Raw genomic sequence first — 25,669 nt, 5'->3', positions numbered from 1 at the left:
GTCAAGGGTTTGTCCGGCTTGGTTGTAATATTTCGTTTATATTGGTAGATAATGGTGAACTTTGTCAAACCCACTGTTGGTTAAGCTTTCATATATCGAGTTTACTTTTCAATTTTCGTACCATCATTGCGGACTAATGCTATAAAAAACAGCAGACCAAATAGTCTGCTGTAAAATTTGTATTAATCAACTAGGTTAAATTCTTCTTGATCTTCTTCAGAATCTTCCGGAAGAGTCTTCACGCCGTCTAAACCATAGTGTTCACGGATCTTATTTTGGATTTCAACTAATAATTCTTTATTTTCCTTCAGGAACAGCTTCGCATTCTCACGCCCTTGACCAAGACGCTCATCATTATAAGAATACCAAGATCCACTCTTTTGTACGATATCAAGTTCCGATCCCATATCAAGAGCTTCTCCCTCTTTCGAAATTCCTTCTCCATACATAATATCTACTTCTGCCGTACGGAATGGAGGAGCTACTTTATTCTTTACGACTTTAATTTTCGTTTTGTTACCAACCATATCATTGCCTTGCTTTAACGTTTCTGCACGGCGAACCTCTAAACGAACAGATGAATAGAATTTAAGCGCACGTCCACCAGGAGTTGTCTCAGGGTTACCAAACATAACTCCGACCTTTTCACGAATCTGGTTAATAAAGATAGCAATTGTTTTAGACTTGTTGATCGCACCAGAAAGCTTACGAAGAGCTTGTGACATTAAACGAGCTTGTAGACCAACGTGAGAGTCTCCCATTTCTCCTTCAATCTCTGCCTTTGGAACAAGGGCAGCTACTGAGTCGATGACTAAAATATCAACTGCTCCGCTTCGCACCAATGCTTCAGCAATTTCAAGGGCTTGTTCACCAGTGTCAGGCTGTGACAATAGTAATTCATCAATATTTACACCAAGCTTCTGTGCATAATCAGGGTCGAGTGCATGCTCAGCATCAATAAATGCTGCTTGTCCACCTGCAGCTTGTACCTCAGCGATTGCATGAAGGGCAACCGTTGTTTTACCCGAGCTTTCAGGACCATAGATTTCTATGATACGGCCCTTTGGATAGCCACCTATTCCCAATGCTGTATCAAGTGCTAGTGAGCCACTTTTAGAAGTGGAAATTTGTCGATCTGTTTGCTCTCCTAACTTCATGATAGAGCCTTTACCAAATTGCTTTTCTATTTGTTTTAATGCCATTTCAAGGGCTGCTTGACGATCATTTGCCACTACTATTTCCTCCTTATTTAAAACGAATATATCTATCTATTATTCGTTGCATGTTCATTTCACTATCTTTACTATACTCGTTTTAATTCTGTTTGTCGAGCAAAAAATCGAACATTCATTCGATTTTTTTCACCACCAAATATAGTTGTATAATTCTATTTTCTTCTTAGCAAAATTGTTTTTTCGCCTATGTTCAAAACTGAAAAATATCATTTTAAATCAAATTCTTAATTTGGTAAAGAGAAAAAAACAGAGCAAAATGATTTGCTCTGTTAATCTTTTAAGCTATTGATTAGTGAGAAACAGCCATACTTCACACTTCTCACTCGATTTCCTTCTCTTGTTCCTGCAAAGACAAATGTTTCGACTTTTACTGGAGATCCTTTTTTCGATATTCCAATATAAACTGTTCCTACCGGTTTTCCCTCAATAGCACCAGGTCCTGCCACACCAGTAAAGCTTATTCCAATATCAGCATTAAGTAAGGAAGCCACATTTTCAGCTAACTCCCTTGCACATTCTTCACTAACTGCTCCATACTTTTCGAGCGTTTCTTTTTTAACACCGAGGACCTTTTCCTTAACCTCATTCGTATAACAGACGACTCCGCCTTTTACTACCGCACTCGAACCTGGAATAGCTGTCAGCTCCTGCTGAAACATCCCTCCGGTTAAGCTCTCTGCACAGGCAATCGTTAAATCGTTCTTTTGAAGCAGTGTAAATAACTCATTCATTAACGAGGTTTCATCATATCCGTAAAAGAATTCACCAACACGCGTTCGGATCCTCTCTTCCATTTCATTGATGAGCTCATTTGCAACGTCGGTTTGTTGATGCTTAGCAGTGAGACGCAGTGTGACTTCTCCATCGCTAGCAAGTGGAGCAATCGTAGGATTCGTTTGTGCATCAATCAAATCCTCAATTTTAGTTTCTAATGCAGCCTCTCCTATCCCAAAGAAACGCAACACTCGTGATACGATTGTCTCAGAAATGTCTGGCTCCTTTTGTAATAGTGGCAGCGCATAATTTAGAAACATTGGTTCCATTTCTTTCGGTGGGCCTGGTAAAAGCATATAACGGTGAGTTTCAGTAGTTAAAAGCATACCAGGGGCCATCCCGTTATCATTTGGCAAAACAGTAGAGTCAAATAGGACCAAGGCTTGCTTCTTATTATTCTCTGTCATAACACGGTTTGTACGTACAAAGTATTGAGAGATAGAATCAAGAGCAGCTTGATCAAACTCCAACTCCTTACCAAGGTGTTTGGCAATTGTTTCTTTTGTCAAATCATCCTTTGTCGGTCCCAAACCACCAGTAAAAATAACTAAATTTGATCGGCCTTCTGCAACAGCAATCGCTTGTTGTAAACGGGTCGGATTATCACCAACTACCGTATGATAAAACACGTTGGTTCCAATGCTAGCTAGTTGTTTGGAAATGAAACGAGCGTTTGTATTTACAATTTGGCCAAGCAGTAGCTCTGAGCCAACTGCAATGATTTCAGCATTCATGAAAACAATCACCTAGCCTCTGTTTATTTAGAATTAATAAATACCTGCTTATTTTTCGCAAAGTAATCCCAACCAGACCAAATCGTGAAGAACGTTGCAACCCATAAAGCAATGTCAGCAAATGGAAGGGAAACAAGCTCAAAAATCGTGTTATGTAATAACAACGCTGAAATGGCAACGATTTGTGTCCAAGTCTTAATTTTACCAAGCATATTTGCGGCAACTACCTCTCCGCCTCCAGCTAGGATAGCTCGAAGACCCGTTACAGCAAACTCTCGGCAAATGATGATGATAACTAACCACGAAGCAGCAAGTCCAAATTCAACTAGAACAATTAATGCTGCTGACACGAGTAATTTATCTGCTAACGGATCAAGAAACTTCCCAAGATTGGTTACAAGATTATATTTTCTGGCATAATAGCCATCAACCCAATCGGTAGCAGATGCAAAAATAAAAATTAAAGCCGCTATAAAGTGAGCAACCGGAAGCTCCGCGCCAATGAACTGCATATCCCCCCAATGAAAAGGATCGTATACAATTACTAAAAATAGTGGAATTAATAAAATTCGTGAAACTGTAATTTTATTAGGCAAATTCATTTTAAAGACCTCCATTTTAACCTATAAAGAAAATTCCTTATTATTACTTTCTTCTTTCAATAAAACAAGCATACAACAAAATAGAAAAGAAAGCGAAAAAATAGTCACCATACGATGACTATTCGTTCACTGTTGGTACATAACGAATTGTAATATCCTGTCTAACTTGATCATCCGGAGATGTAGCATACTCTAGCTTTTGATCATTCACATAAATTTCAGTGGCTGTAGAATTCCCAATTACTAGAACAGCTTCTTGCTCTTTTGAATAATCAACTACTTTGTTATCCTCAGCACCTGTTTTTAAGATCCCTTGCCAAAAAGAATGTCCTTTTCCATTTAGCATATTCACCCAGGTTTCACCTGTAGACACAAGCTTAACTTCAAATTTTTCAGCATTCTTTAATTCATATACTGTTTCTTTCCCTTTTGATTCAGTAACTGTAACTTCTTGTGTAGGAGAGGTTTCCTCTTCCATCGTTTCTTCTTCAGTTACTCCATTGGCACCAGATGTTTGATTTTCATCATTTTCAGACGCTTCCGATTCATTTTCCTCTTCTGCTTCCTTCTCTGATAAATTATCTTCGTACTGTATTTGCTCGCTATCAGTTGTTGCTGGCTCTTCTGCCGACTCACCATTTTCTTTAATATTAACTACTAAAAAGTAGGCTAGAGCCACCGCACCGATAACGAAAACACCAATCAGCAACCTTGGTAGAACCGCAAATATCTTCGAATTTCCAGGTGCAACATCCTTCCTAGTTTGCACCCTTGAAAGCTTTTCTGGAAAATCTTCACCATGGGTAGATGGGATATCAGACTTATATTCAGCAAATATCTCTTCTGGATCGAGCTGGACTGCTTCTGCATATTGCTTAATAAAAGCACGAACATAAAATGGACCAGGGATAATACTATAGTTCCCCTCTTCTAATGCTTGCAAATACCGTTTTTGAATTTTAGTTGTTGTCTGTAAATCATCCAAGCTCAAGCCGAGTGAAAGCCGAGCTTCTCTTAGTTTATTACTTAATTCTGTCAACTTCTAACACCTTCCAATGCTATTAAAGGCGTTTTCGTAAGTGATTTCTATGTATAAACGAAAACGGCACTTTTTAAAAATCAAATCCCCCAAAATCAGAATCTGAAAACATCGTATTTCTTACAATATCATACTTAATTTCCTCTTCTGGATCGTTTCTAAGTTCGATAATATAATCAAAGTCATCGAGTGTGTACTCTGTATTTTGGACAAATACATCCGGATGCTCAACTACTTTCACAGCCGGTAGTCGCATAATTTCTCGAACTAATTGCCAATGTCGTTCGTTTGCTCTTCTTGTAGAAACGATGCCATCAATAATGAATAGATTGTTCTCGTTATATTCGTCCTCAATGAGTTGATTACGAATGGTTTGCTTTAAAAGTGTAGAGGAAACAAACAGCCATCTTTTGTTCGCACAGACGCTTGAGGCAACAATAGATTCTGTCTTTCCAACACGCGGCATTCCACGTATTCCGATGAGTTTATGACCTTCCTGCTTAAATAACTCTGCCATAAAATCTACTAAAAGACCGAGTTCATCTCGTACAAATCGAAAGGTCTTTTTGTCATCAGCATCTCTCTGTATGTATCTACCGTGCCTCACAGCTAATCGGTCTCTTAGCTTTGGCTCTCTAAGCTTGATTATCTTAATCGTATCCATTGTTTTTAAAATAGATTCAAGTCGCTCAATTTGTTCATAATCCTGTGCTAGAATGAGCAATCCGCGTCTTCCTTCATCTACCCCATTAATGGTTACAATATTTATGGAGAGCATCCCTAATAATGAGGAAATATCCCCTAGCAATCCAGGACGATTTTTCTGAATTTCATACTCCAAATACCATTCTGTTTTGTTCATCTTTTCCATAGAATACCTCCGAGGGAAGCGCCATATTTGACCATTTTTGGTGTAAATTAATCATCTTCTATCATATATGATTTTCTATTAAGATGAAAGGAAAAACAAGAACAAGTGGTAATTTGGAGAAATATTTGTATGATATGAAAAAAAAGAGAGGATGTTTGCCTCTCTTTTTGATTTACTATTTAAGCATCCTTTTAGCGTGATCCGTCATTTTGAACGAGCTTCACCATCATATTAGCAATGGCATGCTGTTCTTCAGGTGTAGCAACAGACCAAAGGTCAGATAAAATGCGCTCTTGTTCGTTTTTTGGATCTATTTGTTTGGCTAAATAGTCTCCGATTTGGTAAGCAAGATCACCAATTACTTGTTTGTTCATCCCTTCATTTTGAGCTTGATGCAGGCGATCACCTAAAAAGTCTTTCCACTGCTCCCAATTATCAAGTACAGACATTGTATAACCTCCTTTTTTTTACTACGAACTTATTTTGCTTTGAAAAGGAGGGAATTATTCATTTAGATAACGTGAACGTTTCGTGAATTATGTATACCATCCACCATTAACCGCAAGTGTATGACCTGTGATATACCTTGAACCAGAAGAGAGAAGAAAGGATACTGAGTCAGCCACATCCTCACCCGAACCTAGTCTTCCAATTGGAATTTCATCCTTAAGCATCTGCAAGTCGTCAGCAGTGAAATTTTCTAACATCGGCGTTTGAATGGCACCAGGTGCGACCGCGTTAACTGTAATTCCACTTAATGCAACTTCTTTACTTAAAGCTTTTACAAACGCGATTTGTGCGCCTTTTGCAGCAGAATATGCTACTTCACAGGCAGCACCCGTCTGCCCCCAGATGGAGGAAATAACGACAATTTGTCCATTGCGATGAGTCATCAACTTCGGAAGCAAACGCTTCGTCAATAAAATCGGAGCCATAACTTGAAGTTTCATCATTTGCTCAAGGTCATCATCCTTCAAGTCCACCAACAACCCATAATGACTTTGGCCACAATTATGAATGATGGCATTTAAAGCAAAGATATTTTCGCAAAGCTTTTCAATCCCATTTTTTTTAGTCAAATCCGCTTGTATTGGAATGTATTCATTTTCAAAAACAGAAAGTTCACGGAGTAAACGTTCCATTCCTTCTATATTCTTATGGTAATGTAAATATAAAGAAAACCCATCCTTTGCAAGCCTCTTGGCTATGCATGATCCAATCCCCCCGCTTGCTCCAGTAATTAACGCATATTTTTTCACTAGCTTCTCCTCACTTCAACAAAAAGGCGCCGATAAACGACGCCTCACCTTAATTAGCTTTTGGCACTACTTGGCAAATGGCCATTCGATTTTCGGAAATTAAGTTATCAGCTACTAGGTGTATATCCTCAATTTTAATTGCTTCTAATACAGGTACAACATCAAACAAATTCATATCGTTAAATGCATATCGTGTAAATTGATTGGCAATGTACTCTGGTGAATTAACAGCTCGAAGAAACGCACCAATTTTTTTCTTCTTTGTACGCTCTAAGCTCTCTACCGTAATTTTACTTGAGCTTTTTTCTTCTTCTAACATTCTTTGTATTTCAGTTGCTAGTTGATCTGGATTATTTGTGTCCCCGCCGATCATGGCAAATCCAAACCCTTTCTCTTGCGTATAATCAAAAGAGAAGGATTCATCAATCAGTCCACTGCTGTACAGCTTATCATAATTTTCACTACTTCTTCCAAACAATAATTCCAACAAGACATTTGTTGTTAGTTCCTGTTTAAGCATTTCCTCGCCTTGCTTTTCCGTGTTAGTAGCTTTTATACTAACTAAGCACTTAGAAGAATGCACATTCATAGGCAGGACTAATTTCTTTTCGGATACACCTTCCTTTTCACTATCAAATTTACGTTCAATTTCTACTTGTGAAGAGAATGTCTTCTTCGCTTGGTTATCTTTAATCTGCTGCATGATTTCCTCAACCTGAACAGGACCAACGATAAACAACAGCATATTGCTTGGGTGATAGAAGGTATGATAGCACTCATACAACATATCCTTTGTGATTTCAGCTATTGATTCTTTTGTCCCAGCGATGTCAATCTTCACTGGGTGGTTTTCAAATAGGTTTTGAATCGCTCCAAAATATAAGCGCCAGTCTGGATTATCATCATACATATCAATTTCTTGACCAATAATACCTTTTTCTTTTTCAACCGTTTTTTCAGAGAAATAAGGATACTGGACAAAATCGATTAATGTTTCTAGATTTTTCTCCACGTCTGACGTACTAGAAAAAAGATAGGCTGTTCTTGTAAAAGATGTAAATGCATTCGCAGAAGCCCCTTGACGACTAAATTGCTGGAACACGTCGCCATCTTCTTTTTCAAAAAGCTTGTGCTCTAAAAAGTGGGCAATCCCATCTGGAACCTTTACAAGCTCTTTTTTCCCTGCAGGTACAAAATGGTTATCAATGGAACCATATTTGGTTGTAAAAGTCGCATAGGTTTTGTTAAACCCTTTTTTCGGAAGAATGTATACCTCTAAACCATTTTCTAGCTTCTCGTGGTAAAGTTCCTCTTGAAGCTGATCAAATGAGATCTTTTCCATTACTTCGTCGCCCCCGTTCCCGTTAAGAAATAAATCGTATCGAGTTGGATTTTATTTGCAACCTTTACGACCTCTTCCTTCGTCACCGTCTCGATTCTCTGTAACCATTCGTCTAGCTGAATTTGTTGTCCTGCCACTACATTATGATAAAGTATTTCAACAATACCACGTGCTGTATCAAGCGTTTCAAGTAGTTGATTTTTAATCACTGCCTTTGTTTGAATCAAATCGTCATCTGAAAAATCACCATTTTTCATGGCTTGCATTTGTTCTTTAATAATTGTGACTGCTTTTTCAAAATTGCTATTATCAATTCCGGACATTACCATCAGTAACCCTTTATGACTTTCTACCCGACTAGCAGCATAGTAAGCAAGACTCGCTTTTTCACGAACATTAATAAATAACTTGGAATGCGAAAACCCGCCGTACACACCATTAAATACTTGAAGGGCAAAATAATCTGGATCTCCATATGTTACATTTGTTCGATACCCGATATTTAATTTCCCTTGCTTAACATCTTGTTCTTCCTTAATGACATTTTCCTCTACCTGCACGGGCAGTTTTTTCTCCACAGCTTGGGGAGTTCTTGATGAAAAGGTGAATTTTTCATTCACCATTTGTTCTACTTCTTGTTCTTCTATATCACCGATAATATATAAACTAAGCTCATCTTCAGCTAATGCTTTTTTGTAATAATCATAAAGATCTTTACCGCTAATAGAATCCACTTCAGATTCTTTTCCGTGAACATGCAGAGAGTAGGGTTCCTCCTTACACATTTCTTCAATTAACCTATTATTGGAATACTTCATTTTATCATCATAGATGGATTGAATCCTTTGCTTTAAGCTGCGTTTTTCCTTCTCCAAAGTTTCCTTATGAAATTCACCATCTACTACATTCGGATTGGTTAAAACTTCCACAAGAAAATCAATTGCCGTTTTTAAAAGTGGAGTTGGATCAGAAAGGAAGCGCTCATTGGCTACTTCCATCGCAAAACTAATTGTATGATATTCACCTTTTTTTCCTAAATCAATATAAAAAGTCGCTCCATACAATTCATCTAAATACCCTCGAAGCTGTCCAGTAGTTGGAAATTTCTTCGAATTGCTTTGAAGTACATTAGGTAGCAATGCACGTTTCGTTACGTTCTCTTTTTGTAAAGGTGCCTTCATCTTAAAAATAATGGTATTTGTCTTGAATTTATCTGTTTTCACCATATGTAACTTGATACCGCTCATTTCTTTAATCGTTTCGGAAACCACTGCCATATTTCCATCCTCCTTTACATCATGTGCTCGTAAATAGCTTTCCCATCTTGTGATTCGCAATGTATTTAGATATACTATACCCTTTTGGACAAAGTGTTATCAACTTTTGGTATTGAAGGAAAACATATGTAAAAAAAAACCTCCAGAAATTGGAGGTTTAAATCAGTGAAGAAATTTGGCGAGGCGGATAGGTATTTCTATAGACAAATCCCGTATCAAATATTGCTTGGTTCTTCCCTTTTCTCTTGGCTTCATACAAGAGGCAATCTGCCACTGCTAGTAAATCTTCATCCTTATTGTGATGCTCAGAATATGCAACGCCAAAGCTCATAGTTACATTGCTCATACAGCTATTAAATGTTAAGGTATTCATTTTGCCATAGATATCTTTAAAAAACGCATTCATATCATGATCACTAAGATTTGGTAGAATTATAGCGAATTCCTCTCCGCCATAGCGGAAGGCCTCTCCACCAGCTTGATTTGAACACTCTTTGAAAAGTTTTCCGATTTCTGCTAAAACTTCATCTCCAGCTATATGGCCGTATCGGTCATTAATTCTTTTAAAATGATCAATATCTGACATCAATAATATAAATGGTTCCTTTTCTTTTATCTGATTTTTTATTTCTTCCTGAAAACTACGATGATTATATAAACCCGTTAAGTAATCGGTAATCATTAACTCGTAATATATTTCCTTTTGTTTCAAATGTTTTCTTTCACGTAAAACTAACATTGATCCAAATAAACCAACAATCCAAATAAATGCGATATTAAGTGCAAAAATAGTCAAAATAAGCGGCGTTATATTTTGTTCAGTTAACAAAATAATCGTATATCCTATGGTTGAACTAGCTGATGAAATAAACGCTCCTTTTGTGTACCAATAGATGGTCGCGTGCATGATGATTAAATAAAATATAGGAAATAATGGACTCGTTACTCCACCAGATAAGGCTAGGAGCCAAATCACAGCTACGTAGTCAAAGATAATACCTGCTTTTGTTATTAAATGAAAATATGGATTCTGAGGTTTAAGTTTCAAAAATGCTATTTGAGTACAAGTCATATAGATGATCCCAATTGTCAGTAAGATCGGGAATGTACGATGTTCGAGCTCTAGTATTTCTGAAAAAAATGGCGAATAAAATAATACTACAGCTACAACTAAAAAAATCCAACGTAAGTAAGAAAAAATCTTTTCCGTCTCATAATCGTCTAAGTATAATGACAACCTCATAATCAAACCTCTTCTATCGAATGGATTACCCCTATTTTACCATATTCTTGTAGACTGAACATTAAAATTATACAAATGTTCTAAAATTTAACAAAAGTTAGTAGAATAACAAAGACAAAAAAAAATCTCCGTAAGAACGGAGATTTATCTATTTCCTTTAATATATGGTGTTCCGAGTGCTTTTGGTCCTTCTGCTCTTCCGATGAATCCTGTTAACGCTAGGATCGTTAAGATGTATGGTGCAATTAACAAGTATACATTCGGGATATTTTCTAATAATGGCAAGCTAGAGCCAATGATACTTAAGCTTTGTGCGAATCCGAAGAATAACGCTGCTCCCATCGCTCCAAGTGGATGCCATTTTCCAAAAATTAATGCCGCAAGTGCCATGAACCCTTGTCCGGATATCGTCGCGTGGCTGAAATCAGATGAAATGGACTGAGCATATACTCCACCACCAATCCCTCCAAGTGCTCCGGAGATGATAACACCAATATATCTCATTCTTGTCACGTTAATCCCCATCGTATCTGCTGCCATTGGATGCTCACCTACTGCGCGAAGGCGAAGACCGAACGGTGTTTTAAACATTACAAACCATGCGATAAACGCAACGATAATCGCCACAAATGAGGTGTAATACGTATTGGAAAAAAATAGTTTTCCTAAAACAGGGATATCGCTTAAGACAGGAATATCTATTTTACTAAAGCCCTTTTGGATGATGTCTGTTTGACCTTTTCCGTAAAAAAGCTTAACAAGGAAAAGTGCTACACCAACTGCCAAAAGGTTAATAGCCACCCCAGAAACGGTCTGGTCAGCTCGGAATGTAATTGATGCAACAGCATGTAAAACGGATAATAGTGCGCCTACAACCATTGCCACTAATAACGAAATCCAAGGAGTTAAGTTTCCGAGTGTCTGGTCAAAGGCAAGATTAAATACGATAGCTGTAAATGCACCGATTACCATTAAACCTTCTAGTCCAATGTTAACGATACCTGAACGCTCTGAAAAGTTACCGCCTAAAGCAGTGAAAATAAGTGGAGCTGCCCAAAGTAAAGTAGAAGGTACTACGATATATAAAATATCCATGAATCCCACTTACTTCACCCCCTTTTTACTAATACGATCAATAAACAGACGAATCATATAACTTGCTGCAACAAAGAACACGATTAATGCAATAATAATATCAACAAGTTCATTTGGAACTCCTGCCTCAAGTGGCATATTTAAAGCCCCAACTTTTAATGCTCCGAAAAGTAATGCTGCTAAAATAACGCCTATAGGTCCATTTCCACCTAGAAGTGCAACTGCAATTCCATCGAATCCAACTCCCGTGAAACCACCTTTTATGGATGCATAACCAAATGTTCCTAAACCTTCCATAGCTCCGGCTAGTCCAGCAAAAGCACCTGAGATAACCATAGAAAGAATAATATTTTTATCAACATTCATACCAGCGTAGTGAGAAGCATGCTGGTTGAATCCAACTGAACGTAATTCATATCCACGTGTTGTCTTTTCAAGTAGGAACCACATAATAAATACACCTATTAATGCAATTACAATTCCCCAATGCAAACGTGAAAAGTCGGTTAACCCTTCTAAGAAAGAAGAACGTAATGTTGCTGTTTCCTTAATCATTTCCGTACGATCGCTTTTTTCAGATAGAACCGTACGGATAATATAGTTTGTCACATGAAGTGCCGTATAATTTAACATGATCGTTACGATTACTTCGTGTACACGGAATTTTGCTTTTAGTAGGCCCGGAATAAATGCCCATAATGCACCTGCAACTCCTGCTGCAATAACTGCAACGAGTGTATGAATAACGGCAGGAAGTTCAAACGCAACTCCCACCCAAACAGCTGCCAACCAACCTACGATTAACTGTCCCTCAACTCCAATATTGAATAGACCAGTTCGGAAGGCAAATGCGACGGATAACCCGGCTAAAATAAGCGGTGTAACCTGTCGGATTACTTCTCCAGTGTAATAAATCTCACCAAATGCACCATTCCAAAGGGCTGTAAAGGCAGCTACTGCATCGTAGCCTGTCACAATCATAATAATGGTTCCTACTAACATCCCTAATATTACAGCCATGATAGGAACAATAATATTTTTCACACGATTAGACATTTGTTTGTTCACCTACTTCCTTCTGTTTGGAACCAGCCATTAATAATCCAAGTTCTTGTTCTGTTGTTTCCTTTGGATTTACAATAGCAACAATTTCCCCTTCGTAAATAACCGCGATTCGGTCACTAACATTAAGAATTTCATCAAGTTCAAAGGATAGTAATAATACAGCTTTTCCATTGTCTCGCTGTTCAATTAGTCTCTTATGAATAAACTCAATTGCCCCAACGTCAAGTCCACGTGTTGGCTGAGCCGCGATGAGCAAGTCCGGATTTCGATCCACTTCACGCCCGATGATCGCCTTTTGTTGGTTCCCCCCAGATAAAGCTCTTGCAAGCGTAAATTCACTTGGTGTACGAACATCAAACTCTTGAATAAGTGATTTTGCTTTTTGATAGATTTTGTTAAAGTTTAAAACACCAGCTTTTGAAAATGGTGATTTATAGTATGTTTGCAGCACCATGTTTTCCCCAATTGGAAAATCTAAAACAAGTCCGTGCTTATGACGGTCCTGAGGTATATGCCCAGTACCAGCCTCCGTTATTTTACGAGGTGGAAGATTTCGGATCTCTTTCCCGTTCAGCTGAATTGAACCACTTTCTGATTTTCGCAATCCAGAAATCGCTTCGATTAACTCCGTTTGACCATTTCCATCAACACCTGCAATACCAAGGATTTCTCCTGCCTTAACATCAAGATTCAGGTTATTTACAGCTGTTAGTCCTCTAGAGTCTTTCACAACCAAACCATTTATCTCAAGAACTTTTTGCGCAGGCTTTGCATCTGCCTTCTCTGTTTTAAAGGTAACTTCACGTCCAACCATCAAGCTTGCAAGTTCATTTGGATTCGTTTCACTAACATTTACTGTACCAATCCCAACACCCTTACGGATAACAGTACAACGGTCACATACTTCCATGATTTCTTTAAGCTTATGAGTAATTAGAATGATTGACTTACCCTCTTTAATAAGCGTTTTCATAATTTGTATAAGTTCTTTGATTTCCTGTGGAGTCAAAACAGCAGTCGGCTCATCAAATATCAAAATTTCGGCGCCTCTATAGAGCGTTTTCAAGATTTCTACTCTTTGTTGCATCCCAACAGAAATATCAGCGATTTTTGCTTGGGGATCAACGGCAAGTCCATAGCGCTCGGAGATATCTCTTACTTCCTGCTCAGCCTTTTTCAAATCAATTTTTAAACCTGATTTCGTTTCCTTACCAAGGATAATGTTTTCTGTTACCGTAAACTTGTCTACTAACATAAAATGCTGATGAACCATTCCAATTCCTAAATCATTAGCAATATTCGGATTCGTAATTTTTACCTCTTTGCCTCGAACACGTATCTCCCCTTGTTCTGGCTGATATAAACCAAACAGCACATTCATTAATGTTGATTTTCCTGCACCGTTCTCACCAAGCAATGCATGAATTTCCCCTTGTTTTAGTTGCAAGGTAATATTATCGTTTGCGACGATTCCAGGGAATTCTTTACGGATACCTAGCATTTCAATAACATATTCCATTTCTCTTCTCACTCCTTGCTCATAGTTTAAGCAAATTATTCGTAAAAGTAAGAGGTCAGACCTTTAGCAATTTTTAAAAAACTTGGTATTCCAAGCATGTAGTATGACCTATTATTTTTGGGTAAATTCCCCTAATAATAAAAATGCAAATGAAACGTAGAACCATTTCTACCCTTCAGTTCCATTTCTAGTTTTATCCTTAAAAAAGGAATAAGAGGTAGGAAAGATCCTCTTATTCCTTTGTCCAAACATTATTGTACAGAGAAAGACTTTAACTCTTCTAAAGTAGATGGGATCACAAGATCACCGTTCTTAATCTTCTCAGAGAAATCAGCAACTGCTGTTTCAATGTCAGCTTTAGCTGCTACTTCTCCGTTAATTGGAGCTAGACCAACACCATCTTCAGCTAATCCGTAAGTGATTGTTTCACCACCTGGGAAGTCTCCATCTTTAGCTTTTAAAGAAAGGTCTTTAACTGCGTTGTCAACACGCTTAAGTGCAGAAGTAATGATTACGTTATGCTCTTTTCCATCGATATCAACTACACCCTCAGCTGTTTGGTCAGAGTCAACACCGATTGCCCAAACTTGTCTTTCAGGTTCTTTCTTCTTAAGGTCACGAGCTTCTTTGAAAAGACCGTTACCCGTTCCACCAGCTGCATGGAAGATTACGTCAATACCTTTAGAATACATACTAGAAGCGATTGTTTGACCAACTTCCGCTTTATCGAATGCACCAGCATATTGTACGTCAACTGTGATATCAGGGTTTACAGCCGCAACACCAGCTTTAAATCCAGTTTCAAAACGCTCAATAACAGGAATTTCCATTCCGCCAAGGAATCCGATTTTATTAGAAGTAGTTGCTTTTGCAGCAGCAACACCAGCTAAGAAAGCTGCTTCTTGTTCTTTAAACATAATGCTTACAACATTTGGCTCCTCAACAAGAGCATCAACGATTGCGAAGTTGCTTTCTGTTTGTTGTGCAGCAATTTCTTTAATTGCACCTTCCATAAGGAAACCAATACCGAATACTAGATCAAAATCTTGACGAGCAAGAGTGTTTAAGTTTGTAGAATAGTCAGCATCTGACTGTGATTGCAGGTAGTCAAAACCATCTTTACCTTTTTCAAGGCCCACTTCTTCACCATATGCTTGAAGACCTTCCCATGCAGATTGGTTGAATGACTTGTCATCCACTCCACCTACGTCAGTAACCATTGCTACTGTGAATGCGTCTTCTGTTGTTTCTGTGTTGCCACCTTCAGCTGCATTGTTTTCTTCTTCTGCTTTTCCACATGCACCTAAAATTGTTCCAGCAGCAAGAACCAATGATAGAGCTAAACCGAATTTACGCTTTTTCATGGTTTGAAACCCCCTATGAATTTTTGTTGGATTTAGCAAGAATGCTTAGCAATCCGATGAAACATTAGTCTCATTCTTTTTAAAGAACATTATATTCTTTTTCTAAGTACATGAAAACTAAATTTATCGGCTCTAAAGTAGTTTACCGAAAAAAGGATTGGTTCATCCATTTCGTCAAAATGCATTTGCTTTAAAACAAGCAAAGCAGTTTCAGGGTCACACTCTAAGATGGGAGAAACTTTTTCATGATAACCGATCGGTTCGATTTGAGCCACTGCGTATGTAATATTTCGTTTTGCTTCCTCTTCTAGTATGTTGAAGATGGATTCCTCTCCATGTGAAAAGGTCTCAGGCAGAATTTTGTTGGGAACTTTGTCGATACAATAAACCACAGGTTCTCCATTGGCTGTTCGAACTCTCTCCATTACCACAATTTCGTCATCTACAGAACATGAGAAACGACGGATGTCCTCTTCGGTAGCTCCTTGAGTTGATGAGCTCAAGAAAATGGTACCTGGTTTCATACCTGCTTGAACAATCATGTTCGTTACACTATTTAGTTGTTCAATTCCCGACGTAAATAAAGGCTTAGCATGGACAAACGTCCCTACTCCATGACGGCGAATGATGACGTTTTCCTCTTCAAGAATTCTCAGTGCTTCTCGAAGCGTCGCCCTGCTCACACCAAGCTGCTTTGCAAGGTCAAATTCAGACGGGAGCTTTTCTTTCTCTTTGTATATCCCCGACTCAATATCCTTTTTTAGCCGATCAATGACCTGTAAATACAAATGTCGGTTATCTGACTTAATAGACATGCAAGCATCCTCCAACCATTTCTAAAGACATCAGACCTCTGATGTTCAATCATTCCTACTAATCGAAAATACTATAACACTTTTTTAGGTATAAATAAATAGAGTTTAGAAATTTTGTCGAAAAAACGTGTTAACTTATTTTACACGTTCCCCTAACAGCACTCTACGATAAATTATGTCACACTAAACATATTGAAAACGTTTCCAATATGTTCTAATTAGAAAGGCGATATGAATCGCCCTTCCTAGTCTATTTTTCCTGCTGAAGAATTATCAGCAGACTTTGTCAAAAGCACCGTACGAGGTTTACTTCCCTCATATGGTCCTACCACTCCTCTTAGCTCCATTTCATCAATAAGACGTGCTGCACGAGAATAACCAATGCGAAATCTTCGCTGTAGCATAGAGACGGAGGCCGTTTGCATTTCAAGAATGAGATCAACAGCGTCGTCATATAAATCATCATCCACTTCAGAGGTAGGCTCAGGAATATCATCGGGAATCATTTCCTGTTGATATTGAGCCTTTTGTTGACCAATGACAAAATCGACTATCTCTTCTACTTCTTCGTCCGATAAAAATGCACCCTGTACGCGAATAGGCTTTGACGCTCCTACTGGCATAAAGAGCATATCCCCACGGCCAAGCAGTTTTTCTGCTCCTCCGGAATCCAAGATTGTCCGTGAGTCGATTTGAGAGGAAACGGCAAAAGCAATTCTTGACGGTATATTTGCTTTAATAACTCCTGTAATAACATCAACTGATGGACGCTGAGTAGCAATAATTAAGTGAATACCAGCGGCACGAGCCATTTGAGCTAATCTTGTAATAGCATCTTCTACATCTGATGAAGCCACCATCATTAAATCTGCAAGCTCGTCCACAATAACAACAATATACGGCAGAAGTGGTTGCTTCGTATCTTCCTCCATATTGATTCGGCGAATGTAATCATTATATCCTTCAATATTACGTGTTCCTGTATGAGAAAAGAGCTCATATCTTCTTTCCATCTCACTAACTACTTTTTTTAATGCCTGAGATGCCTTCTTTGGATCGGTTACAACAGGTGCTAATAGATGTGGGACTCCATTATAAACATTCAGCTCAACCATCTTCGGGTCGATCATCATTAATTTCACTTCATGAGGCTTGGCTCTCATTAAGATACTAGTAATAATCCCATTAATACATACACTTTTACCACTTCCTGTTGCCCCAGCAACAAGTAAGTGAGGCATTTTGTTTAACTCAGCTAAAACTGCTTCGCCCGTAATATCACGACCAAGTCCAATCATAAGCTTTGATTCTGGTCGATCGTTTTTCTTAGACTCTAATACTTCACGCAGAGATACCATAGCAACCTCGGAGTTAGGTACTTCAATCCCAATCGCTGATTTACCCGGGATCGGTGCTTCCATTCGGATATCCTTAGCCGCTAAGGCAAGTGCTAAATCATCACTTAAATTAACAATTTTACTAACTTTCACACCAACGTCAGGATGAACTTCATACTTTGTAACAGCGGGACCTAAATGAACTTGTGTTACTTTTGCTTTTACTCCAAAGCTTAAGAACGTTCGTTCAAGCTTTGCTGCATTTGCATGTATTAGCTCATATTCGCCACTTTGATCGGTATGACGAGGTGCTTTTAACAACTGAATCGATGGAAGCTCATAATCTTTATTTTCAACTTCCGTAAAGGTAATTGGCGGTACACTATCGTCTTCCGTTTGTGACTGTACCTTCCCTTTTTTTGCCGGTTGTTCTACGGGCGGTTCAGAATAGGCTCTCTCTGTGAAGCTAGAAATAATAGGTTCAATGACTCTTTCTTCTTCTGGCGGTGTCATTGCACTAGAGATAGGAATGACTCTCTCTTCTTGTTCCTTTTTTTCTATATCTTTTCGTTTTTCTTCCTTCTTTTTCTTAGTCTTTTCTGTACGTTCTTTTCTCCAAGTTTTCATATCATCTCCAAAAGCATGAAGCTGATTCTTTAAAAATTGACCAAATGCAATGATGGCTTTTCCTAGGGGCTCACCTAATGTTCTACCGGTGAGCAAAATGAATCCAATAATAAAGAACAGAGCAGCAATAATTTTTGTTCCTGCCTCCGCAAACAAATAATAGGACATGGCAAATAAAAGTGCACCAATCATTCCCCCGCCTAAATCGGTTGTACTCGTTTCCTCTCTAACTTCCATCCAATAAAGCTCGAAAGTATTTTTTATTACACTTGGGCTATCTGTTCTCCCATCATTTGCAAGAAGTTCAAACAATGTAACATGGCTCAGAAGTAATAGAGCAGAAACAATAAAATACATTCCTATCCATTTACTTTGGAAAAAGGATGGAATTTCACGTTTCCACATAAAATACGCACCGATAACAGCCAAACTAATTAAATTCACCATATACCACTCACCTGAAAAGAAACGAAAAAACATAACAACTGCTTGTCCCACTGCACCAAGTCTGGCAATGGAAATAGTCGCTAACGCAATTAGTATAAGTCCAATAAGTTCGAATTTTACCGTTCGCTTAAAACCATCCTTACTTCTTGTTTGTCGTCTTTTTTTCTTTGCCATTTTATCACCTTACTGTTGAATTATTACTACTATCTTAGTCGTTTGTTTTATGTATTAAACCCTTTGATAAAGACAAGAAAAGCAGCCTCAGTTGGCTGCCTACCTGATACAACTTTATTATAGCATAATAAATCCATCCTGAAGACACACATTACAAGAAAGATATTTTTGATCCTGGTGTACATCTCCCATCTAAGTAATGAGCAGGGTCGCTACTCATTACACGAACCACTCGATATGCGCCTTCTGGGTCAGATTCAACCAATAAGGGAATTCCATCAAGATGGTACATTTTCTGGTTGGCAACCTCCTGACTGTCATTCGGAAAAATCATTTCTGGTGGGGTGAGTGTATAAAGGATCATTGAACCATCCCCTCTGTTCCTTCACTGTTAATCGCAATCAATTCATTTAACTTCTTCATTGCTTGACCAATCCCGCCAACTTCATCAATTAAACCGTATTTTACAGCATCCGTACCCACGACATTTGTTCCGATGTCTCTTGTGAGGTTTCCTTTTTCAAACATTAATTCTTTAAACTTCTCTTCTGTAATCTTAGAGTGCTTTGTCACAAAAGTCACCACTCGATCCTGCATCTTATCTAAATACTCAAACGTTTGAGGCACACCGATAAATAGACCGGTCAAACGGATCGGATGTATTGTCATTGTTGCTGTTTCTGCAATATATGAGTAATCACAAGAGACCGCTATCGGTACTCCAATTGAGTGGCCACCCCCTAATACAATGGACACAGTTGGCTTAGACAGAGAGGCCAGCATCTCAGATATTGCTAACCCTGCTTCCACATCCCCACCTACGGTATTTAGGACAACAAGCAGACCCTCAATCTTAGGGTTTTGCTCGATGGCTACGAGTTGTGGAATGAGATGCTCGTATTTTGTCGTTTTGTTTTGTGGAGGCAGGGTCATATGTCCTTCAATCTGTCCGACAATTGTTAAGCAGTGTATTTTTGAATCCTGTGCTAACTGTGGGACATTCGTTTGTCCTAGCTGTTGAATTTTTTCAATTAAACTCGATGGTTTTTCTTCCTTTGGGGTTTCTTGTTCGTTCCCCCCTCCATCATCCGGTTTATTATATTTAATTGGTTCCATACCAAATCTCCCTTCAGACATGATATTGTTAGTATGAAACCCATGATGGTTTTTCATGCGAGAAATGGAAATTTGAAAAAAGCTCACGAATTTTTCTAAAGAGTTCTCTTTTGAAGAGCTTTATGTATCAAAATGAGGGTTTCTTGGATTTTTGAGATAAAACTCACTCCTTTATAAATAAGGTGTTTTGTCCTTAATCGATTAAAAGTAAGATAAGCGGAGAATTTCCTGTTAGATGCAAAATGAAACCTCGTTTGACTGTTATAAGGGGAGTTTTTCCGCTTATGCAAAGTAAAATAGCCTATTTTCGAATTTTCAGAGCCAATAGTTGAATCCCTCCGCCTATTTAAGCCTTTTTTAATTAAAATTACTAATTAAGCGGAAATTCTCCGTCTATTTATCAGCTCGGGTACTTAACTTGATCCCCAACCTATAAGTCCGGATCCTCTTGAACCTAGATGCGGAAAATAAATATAGAAAAGACGTATGTCACAAATCATACGTCTTTTCTTGTTTATTTTAATTAGAAAGTACTCGAAAACAGAACCCTTTAGATTTTTTCATCTTATATTTCCATAATAATCGGTAGAATCATAGGTCGACGTTTTGTTTTATCATATAAAAATTGATTTAGTTCATCTCTCATGCTTTGCTTCATTGTTCCCCAATCAAATGATTCTCTTGTTGTGTTTCTTTCTACAATACTTCTAACGAGCTGTGTGGATTCATCCATTAGCTTTTCTGACTCTCTCACATAAACAAAGCCACGTGATATGATTTCTGGACCTGCAGTAATTTTCTTCTCTGCTCTGCTTAATGTAACAACAACAATTAAAATTCCATCCTGAGATAATAATCGTCGATCCCTCAGGACGATGTTACCGACATCTCCTACACCGCTACCATCGATAAGTACATTGCCAGCAGGTACTTTTCCAGCAGGTTTAAATCGCTCATTTTTTATTTCTAATACTTCTCCTCTTTCAGGAATGAAAATACGATCTGTTGTAATCCCACATTGGGCAGCCACTTTGCTGTGCGCCTTCAGCATTCGATATTCCCCATGAACAGGAATAAACAGCTTAGGCTTCATTAAGTTGATCATAAACTTCAACTCTTCCTGGCTACCATGACTAGAGGTATTCACGATTCTCTTTCCAGAGATCACATGTGCTCCTGCACGATACAACATATCAATGGTTTTATAAATAAACACTTCACTCCCTCTGAGAGGAGAGGCAGCAATAAGAACCGTATCGCCTTTTTTGATGTTAACTTGTCGGTGAATTTGTTTTGCCATTTTTTGAAGTGCTTCAATCGGTTCACCTTGTGTTCCAGTTGTTAACACCACAATTTCATCATCAGGATAATTATCAATTTCTTCAATTGGAATAATTAGCTCGTCGTGAACTTGCAAGTAATGTAAATCCAAGGCAATGTGAAAAATCTTCTCAAGACTTTTTCCTACTACAGCTATCTTTCTTCTGCTTTCATATGCAGCATCAAACACATGTTGAATTCGATTAATGTCAGATGCAAATGATGCTGCGATAATTCTACCTTTAGCATTATAAAAAGCATCAGACATTTCCCTTACAACGATTGATTCAGATGGTGTATAGCCTGGCTTTTCGGCTTCCGTGCTATCAGAGAGTAAGCAAAGAACCCCTTCTTCCCCAATTTGGGCCATCTTTCCAATTTCAGGTTTATAAAGTTCTGTAGCTGCCTGGTCAAATTTAAAATCTCCTGTATATACAATTGCACCTTCAGATGTATGAAGACAAATACCGACAGAATCAGGAATGCTATGGTTTGTTTTGAAGAAAGACACCTCACACGTATCAAAATTCACAATTGAATCTGAAGTGATGATTCGGAAATCCGTTTTCCCTCTGTATTCCTGCTCGTCCAACTTTGCTTTTGCCAGTGCAAGTGTCAGCTTCGTTCCATATACAGGAACATGTAATTCTCTTAATGTATAAGATAATGCCCCAATATGGTCCTCATGTCCATGCGTTAGAAAAATAGCTTTTACTCGATCCTTGTTTTGAATTAAATATGTAATGTCTGGAATAACAATATCAATTCCTAGCATTTCATTTTCAGGAAACATTAACCCAGCGTCTAAAACAAATAAATCACCGTCCACGTCAATAACATACATGTTTTTCCCGAATTCCCCGACTCCCCCCAGAGCCACAAGCTTAATACTTTCATTCTTTCTCTTATTCAAAGTAGAATCCTCCTATGCTGTCAATTCATCCGACCCAAGATCAGTTATGATTATTATACTTGAATGATGAAATCCTTTACAACCAAAATTAAACTTGTTTGATTAGGAAGTGGATAAATCTGTATTTACATCCTCTACTTCGACAAATTCGGTCAAATTCCCACATAATAAAAGGCCAACCCACACAACGAGGTTGACCTAATTAGTATTTATATTAGCTAAATAACGTGATAATCTGCGCTCTCTCTTGTTCATTCAATGGGACTAAAGGAAGTCTTACAGACCCCACATCAAGACCTTTAATTTGGAGAGCTGTTTTTACAGGAGTTGGGCTCGGTGCTTTAAATAATCCTTCCATTAATGGCAGAAGCTGTTGATGCTTCTTTGCAGCCTCTTGAATATCTCCATTTATAAAGGCTGACACCATTTCTTGCATCTCATTCCCGATCACATGTGATGCTACTGACACAATCCCTACCCCACCAATAGATAGCACTGGAATCGTTAACCCATCATCACCACTGTATAACAAAAAGTCATCATCTGTACCAGCAATAATTGCCGTCATAGCATTTAAATTACCACTAGCCTCTTTAACCGCTACAATATTATCGATTTTAGATAAGCGAATGATTGTTTCTGGTAAGATATTTACAACAGATCTACCCGGGATATTATACACCATAACAGGAAGAGTGGTTGCTTCAGCAGCTGCCTTAAAATGCTGATACAATCCTTCTTGATTTGGTTTATTATAATAAGGAGCAACAATCATCACAGCGTCTACGCCAATTTCCTCTGCTTTTTTTGTTAGCTCAATGGTCGCATATGTGTTATTGCTTCCTGTTCCTGCAATAACAGGAACACGCTTATCTACAACCTTTACCACATGTTGAAATAAAGCGATTTTTTCTTCCTTCGATAACGTTGGAGACTCACCAGTTGTTCCAGCGATAACTAGTGAATCCGAACCGTTTTCAATCAGGTGATTGATTAATAATGTTGTTTTTGCAAAATCAATATGCCCTTTGCTATCAAAAGGCGTAACCATCGCCGTAGAGACTCGACCAAATAAAACCATATTGCCACTCCTTTAAATCTAATCCACTTAGAAAAAATCTTTAGTTCTCTTTATCAAGGTTAAAGGCATCATGCAACGAATTAACGGCTGTTACCAAATCATCTTCCTTAACAAGAACCCATATCGTTGTATGACTATCAGCCGATTGAAGGATACGAATTCCATTTTCAGAAAGAGCTGATACAATTTTTGAAGTAACTCCCGGAACACCTGCGATTCCTGCACCCACAACAGATACCTTGGCACAATTTTTCTCAAACTCAGGCTCATGACCTAAATCACGCAGAACGGTAAGTGCCTTATCCGTCATTTCACTGGATACGGTGTAAACCACCCCATTAGGTGAAATGTTAATAAAATCAACACTAATCTTCTCATTGGCCATTGATTTGAATACTTCAGCCTGAAGGTTATATTGACCTTTTTTAGCCAGTACTTTAATTTGAGTGACAGGTGACAAATGTGCAATTCCCGTTACTGTCCGTTCCTTAATATCACTTCCGCGGTGATCATTCGAAGTAGAAGTAACTAGGGTTCCTTCTCCATCCGAATACGTAGAACGAATACGAATCGGCACCTTCGCTTGCATAGCAATTTCAACCGCTCTTGGGTGAATAACTTTCGCACCTTGGTATGCCAGATTACACACTTCAGTATACGTAACAACCCCAAGAGGTCTAGCATTTTCAGCAATTCTAGGGTCTGCTGTCATAATTCCTTCGACATCTGTAAATATGTCGATAACCTCTGCTTTTAAAGCTGCCCCAAGTGCTGCAGCTGACGTGTCACTTCCTCCACGTCCTATCGTAGTAATGTCACCATTTTGAGCGGCACCTTGAAATCCTGCAACAACCACTACATCGTGTTGTTCGAGCTCTTCAATCACTCGCTCACAATTCATCTTAATAATCTTCGCATTTGTATGGTCATCAGTAGTTAGAAAACCTGCTTGCGCACCAGTTAACGATGTTGCGTTAACACCTGCTTCAAGTAGTAAGTTAGAGAAGACCACACTCGAAATGGCTTCCCCACAAGACAGTAACAAGTCCTGTTCACGTTTAGAAATTAGACTTTGTGCACCGCCGATAAGGGAAAGCAGAGTGTCTGTTGCATATGGATCCCCTTTTCTACCCATAGCGGATACAACGACCACCACTTTATACCCTTCAGCTAATGCATTTTTAATATGTCCAATTGCAAGATTTCGACTTTTTTCATCTTTTACTGAAGTGCCACCGAATTTTTGAACAATCATTCTCATTGTTACACCTCTAGTTTTACAGCTTTAAATTTCTATTTTACAATACCTAACTTCACTAAACTTTCTGCGATTTGAACAGAGTTCCACGCAGCTCCTTTAAGTAGATTATCTGAAACAACCCACATATGGAAACCTTTTTCATTGTCCAAATCTTTACGAATACGACCAACAAATACATCATTTTTACCAACACAATTTGCAGGCATTGGGTAAAGTTGATTTTCCGGGTCATCTTGAAGTACGACTCCTGGTGCATTCTCTAGTAAGGTCTTCACATCCTGTGCAGATACACCCACCTGCTCTACTTCAACAAACAGTGACTCAGAGTGTCCTGTCGCAACTGGTAAACGAACGCAAGTAGCTGCTACTTGGATTTCTGGTAAGTGCATAATTTTCTTTGTTTCATTGATCATTTTCATTTCTTCATACGTAAATCCGTTTTCTTGGAACTTATCAATTTGTGGAATCGCATTAAAAGCAATTTGATAATGTTTTTTATCAGATTTTACTGGCAAAATTTTTGGCTCATAACTCTCATTAGCTACGATTGCCTTAGTTTGCTCGTACAACTCTTCCACCGCAGCCGCACCAGATCCAGAAACCGCTTGATATGTTGAAACGATAATTTTATTTAAACCATATTGCTTACGAATTGGTTCTAATGCTACAACCATTTGGATCGTAGAGCAATTCGGATTAGCAATAATTCCTTTATGTTCATGTAAGTCCATTTCATTTACTTCAGGTACAACTAGTGGTACATTTTCATCCATGCGGAAAGCACTTGTGTTATCCACAACAATAGCACCATGCTTAACTGCTTCTGGTGCTAGTTCAAGTGATACGCTTCCACCTGCACTAAATAACGCAATATCGACCCCTTCAAAGCTCTCTGGCTTTGCTACTTGAACCGTATGTTCTACCCCTTTAAAAAGGACTTTACTACCAGCTGAACGTGGTGATGATAATAACGTTAATTTTGAGATTGGGAATTCTCTATTTTCAAGAGTTTGAATCATTTGTTGACCTACTGCTCCTGTTGCTCCCACAACAGCTACATGAAATCCTTTTTCTGATAATGCCATTTCATTATTCCCCTTCCAATATCTCTAATGATCGATATGAATTCTAGTAAAACATTTATCGCATTATTAAAAAC

The 25,669-nt window shown here is 38.3% G+C and carries 22 protein-coding genes; all 22 read right to left on the bottom strand.

The annotated features are described in order from the left end of the window. Positions 1 to 182: 182 nt before the first annotated feature. The 22 genes from recA to asd all read right to left on the bottom strand — a co-directional run bounded on the left by recA (position 183) and on the right by asd (position 25,595). A complete protein-coding gene (gene recA, locus ACQ5H4_RS05525; RefSeq protein ID WP_430773969.1) occupies positions 183 to 1,232 on the bottom strand; it encodes a recombinase RecA in 1,050 nt (349 codons plus the stop codon). A 272-nt stretch (positions 1,233 to 1,504) separates the two neighbouring features. After that, positions 1,505 to 2,743 (bottom strand): competence/damage-inducible protein A, encoded by a 1,239-nt coding sequence (locus ACQ5H4_RS05520; RefSeq protein WP_430773968.1) that lies wholly within the window; start codon positions 2,741 to 2,743, stop codon positions 1,505 to 1,507. Between the two features lie 23 nt (positions 2,744 to 2,766). Then, positions 2,767 to 3,345 carry a CDP-diacylglycerol--glycerol-3-phosphate 3-phosphatidyltransferase gene (pgsA, locus tag ACQ5H4_RS05515; RefSeq protein ID WP_160545539.1) on the bottom strand — a complete coding sequence of 193 codons (579 nt, stop codon included), beginning with the start codon at positions 3,343 to 3,345 and terminating at the stop codon, positions 2,767 to 2,769. A 118-nt stretch (positions 3,346 to 3,463) separates the two neighbouring features. Then, complete coding sequence (locus ACQ5H4_RS05510; protein ID WP_430773967.1) at positions 3,464 to 4,384, bottom strand: RodZ domain-containing protein; 921 nt, start codon at positions 4,382 to 4,384, stop codon at positions 3,464 to 3,466. 73 nt (positions 4,385 to 4,457) lie between these two features. Beyond that, complete coding sequence (locus tag ACQ5H4_RS05505) at positions 4,458 to 5,246, bottom strand: DUF3388 domain-containing protein (protein WP_119710531.1); 789 nt, start codon at positions 5,244 to 5,246, stop codon at positions 4,458 to 4,460. A 200-nt stretch (positions 5,247 to 5,446) separates the two neighbouring features. After that, entirely contained in the window at positions 5,447 to 5,704 is a 258-nt protein-coding gene (locus ACQ5H4_RS05500) for a DUF3243 domain-containing protein (RefSeq protein ID WP_430773966.1), read from the bottom strand. Positions 5,705 to 5,791: 87 nt separating this feature from the next. Continuing rightward, positions 5,792 to 6,514, bottom strand: a complete 723-nt coding sequence (gene ymfI / locus ACQ5H4_RS05495) for an elongation factor P 5-aminopentanone reductase (RefSeq protein WP_430773965.1) — start codon at positions 6,512 to 6,514, stop codon at positions 5,792 to 5,794. 49 nt (positions 6,515 to 6,563) lie between these two features. Then, positions 6,564 to 7,856 carry an EF-P 5-aminopentanol modification-associated protein YfmH gene (yfmH, locus tag ACQ5H4_RS05490; protein WP_430773964.1) on the bottom strand — a complete coding sequence of 431 codons (1,293 nt, stop codon included), beginning with the start codon at positions 7,854 to 7,856 and terminating at the stop codon, positions 6,564 to 6,566. After that, positions 7,856 to 9,133 carry an EF-P 5-aminopentanol modification-associated protein YfmF gene (gene yfmF / locus ACQ5H4_RS05485; RefSeq protein WP_430773963.1) on the bottom strand — a complete coding sequence of 426 codons (1,278 nt, stop codon included), beginning with the start codon at positions 9,131 to 9,133 and terminating at the stop codon, positions 7,856 to 7,858. Before yfmF ends, yfmH begins: the two co-directional genes overlap by 1 nt. A 157-nt stretch (positions 9,134 to 9,290) precedes the next feature. Next, the gene (locus ACQ5H4_RS05480; protein WP_430773962.1) at positions 9,291 to 10,376 is read right to left on the bottom strand and encodes a GGDEF domain-containing protein; all 1,086 of its coding nucleotides are present in this window, start codon (positions 10,374 to 10,376) and stop codon (positions 9,291 to 9,293) included. Positions 10,377 to 10,520: 144 nt separating this feature from the next. Beyond that, complete coding sequence (locus ACQ5H4_RS05475) at positions 10,521 to 11,480, bottom strand: ABC transporter permease (RefSeq protein WP_430773961.1); 960 nt, start codon at positions 11,478 to 11,480, stop codon at positions 10,521 to 10,523. Beyond that, positions 11,481 to 12,527, bottom strand: coding sequence for an ABC transporter permease (locus tag ACQ5H4_RS05470; RefSeq protein ID WP_430774057.1), 1,047 nt, complete (start codon positions 12,525 to 12,527; stop codon positions 11,481 to 11,483). Then, a complete protein-coding gene (locus ACQ5H4_RS05465) occupies positions 12,520 to 14,055 on the bottom strand; it encodes an ABC transporter ATP-binding protein (protein ID WP_430773960.1) in 1,536 nt (511 codons plus the stop codon). Before ACQ5H4_RS05465 ends, ACQ5H4_RS05470 begins: the two co-directional genes overlap by 8 nt. A 251-nt stretch (positions 14,056 to 14,306) precedes the next feature. Beyond that, positions 14,307 to 15,419 carry a BMP family lipoprotein gene (locus ACQ5H4_RS05460; protein ID WP_430773959.1) on the bottom strand — a complete coding sequence of 371 codons (1,113 nt, stop codon included), beginning with the start codon at positions 15,417 to 15,419 and terminating at the stop codon, positions 14,307 to 14,309. 89 nt (positions 15,420 to 15,508) lie between these two features. Then, complete coding sequence (locus ACQ5H4_RS05455; protein ID WP_251515624.1) at positions 15,509 to 16,234, bottom strand: GntR family transcriptional regulator; 726 nt, start codon at positions 16,232 to 16,234, stop codon at positions 15,509 to 15,511. 245 nt (positions 16,235 to 16,479) lie between these two features. Continuing rightward, complete coding sequence (locus ACQ5H4_RS05450) at positions 16,480 to 18,819, bottom strand: DNA translocase FtsK (protein WP_430773958.1); 2,340 nt, start codon at positions 18,817 to 18,819, stop codon at positions 16,480 to 16,482. 151 nt (positions 18,820 to 18,970) lie between these two features. Further along, on the bottom strand, positions 18,971 to 19,183 hold the full coding sequence (locus tag ACQ5H4_RS05445; protein ID WP_430773957.1) for a YlzJ-like family protein: 213 nt from the start codon (positions 19,181 to 19,183) through the stop codon (positions 18,971 to 18,973). Beyond that, a complete protein-coding gene (locus ACQ5H4_RS05440; RefSeq protein ID WP_430773956.1) occupies positions 19,180 to 19,935 on the bottom strand; it encodes a ClpP family protease in 756 nt (251 codons plus the stop codon). Before ACQ5H4_RS05440 ends, ACQ5H4_RS05445 begins: the two co-directional genes overlap by 4 nt. A gap of 565 nt (positions 19,936 to 20,500) precedes the next feature. Beyond that, entirely contained in the window at positions 20,501 to 22,168 is a 1,668-nt protein-coding gene (locus ACQ5H4_RS05435) for a ribonuclease J (protein WP_430773955.1), read from the bottom strand. A gap of 214 nt (positions 22,169 to 22,382) precedes the next feature. Continuing rightward, on the bottom strand, positions 22,383 to 23,249 hold the full coding sequence (gene dapA / locus ACQ5H4_RS05430; protein WP_430773954.1) for a 4-hydroxy-tetrahydrodipicolinate synthase: 867 nt from the start codon (positions 23,247 to 23,249) through the stop codon (positions 22,383 to 22,385). 40 nt (positions 23,250 to 23,289) lie between these two features. Next, complete coding sequence (dapG, locus tag ACQ5H4_RS05425; RefSeq protein ID WP_430773953.1) at positions 23,290 to 24,510, bottom strand: aspartate kinase; 1,221 nt, start codon at positions 24,508 to 24,510, stop codon at positions 23,290 to 23,292. Between the two features lie 32 nt (positions 24,511 to 24,542). Further along, a complete protein-coding gene (asd, locus tag ACQ5H4_RS05420; protein ID WP_430773952.1) occupies positions 24,543 to 25,595 on the bottom strand; it encodes an aspartate-semialdehyde dehydrogenase in 1,053 nt (350 codons plus the stop codon). Positions 25,596 to 25,669: the final 74 nt, after the last annotated feature.

This window comes from Bacillus coreaensis (assembly GCF_050586445.1).
Classification (GTDB): domain Bacteria; phylum Bacillota; class Bacilli; order Bacillales; family Cytobacillaceae; genus Robertmurraya_A; species Robertmurraya_A coreaensis.
This window is presented reverse-complemented; position numbering and strand designations above follow the sequence as displayed.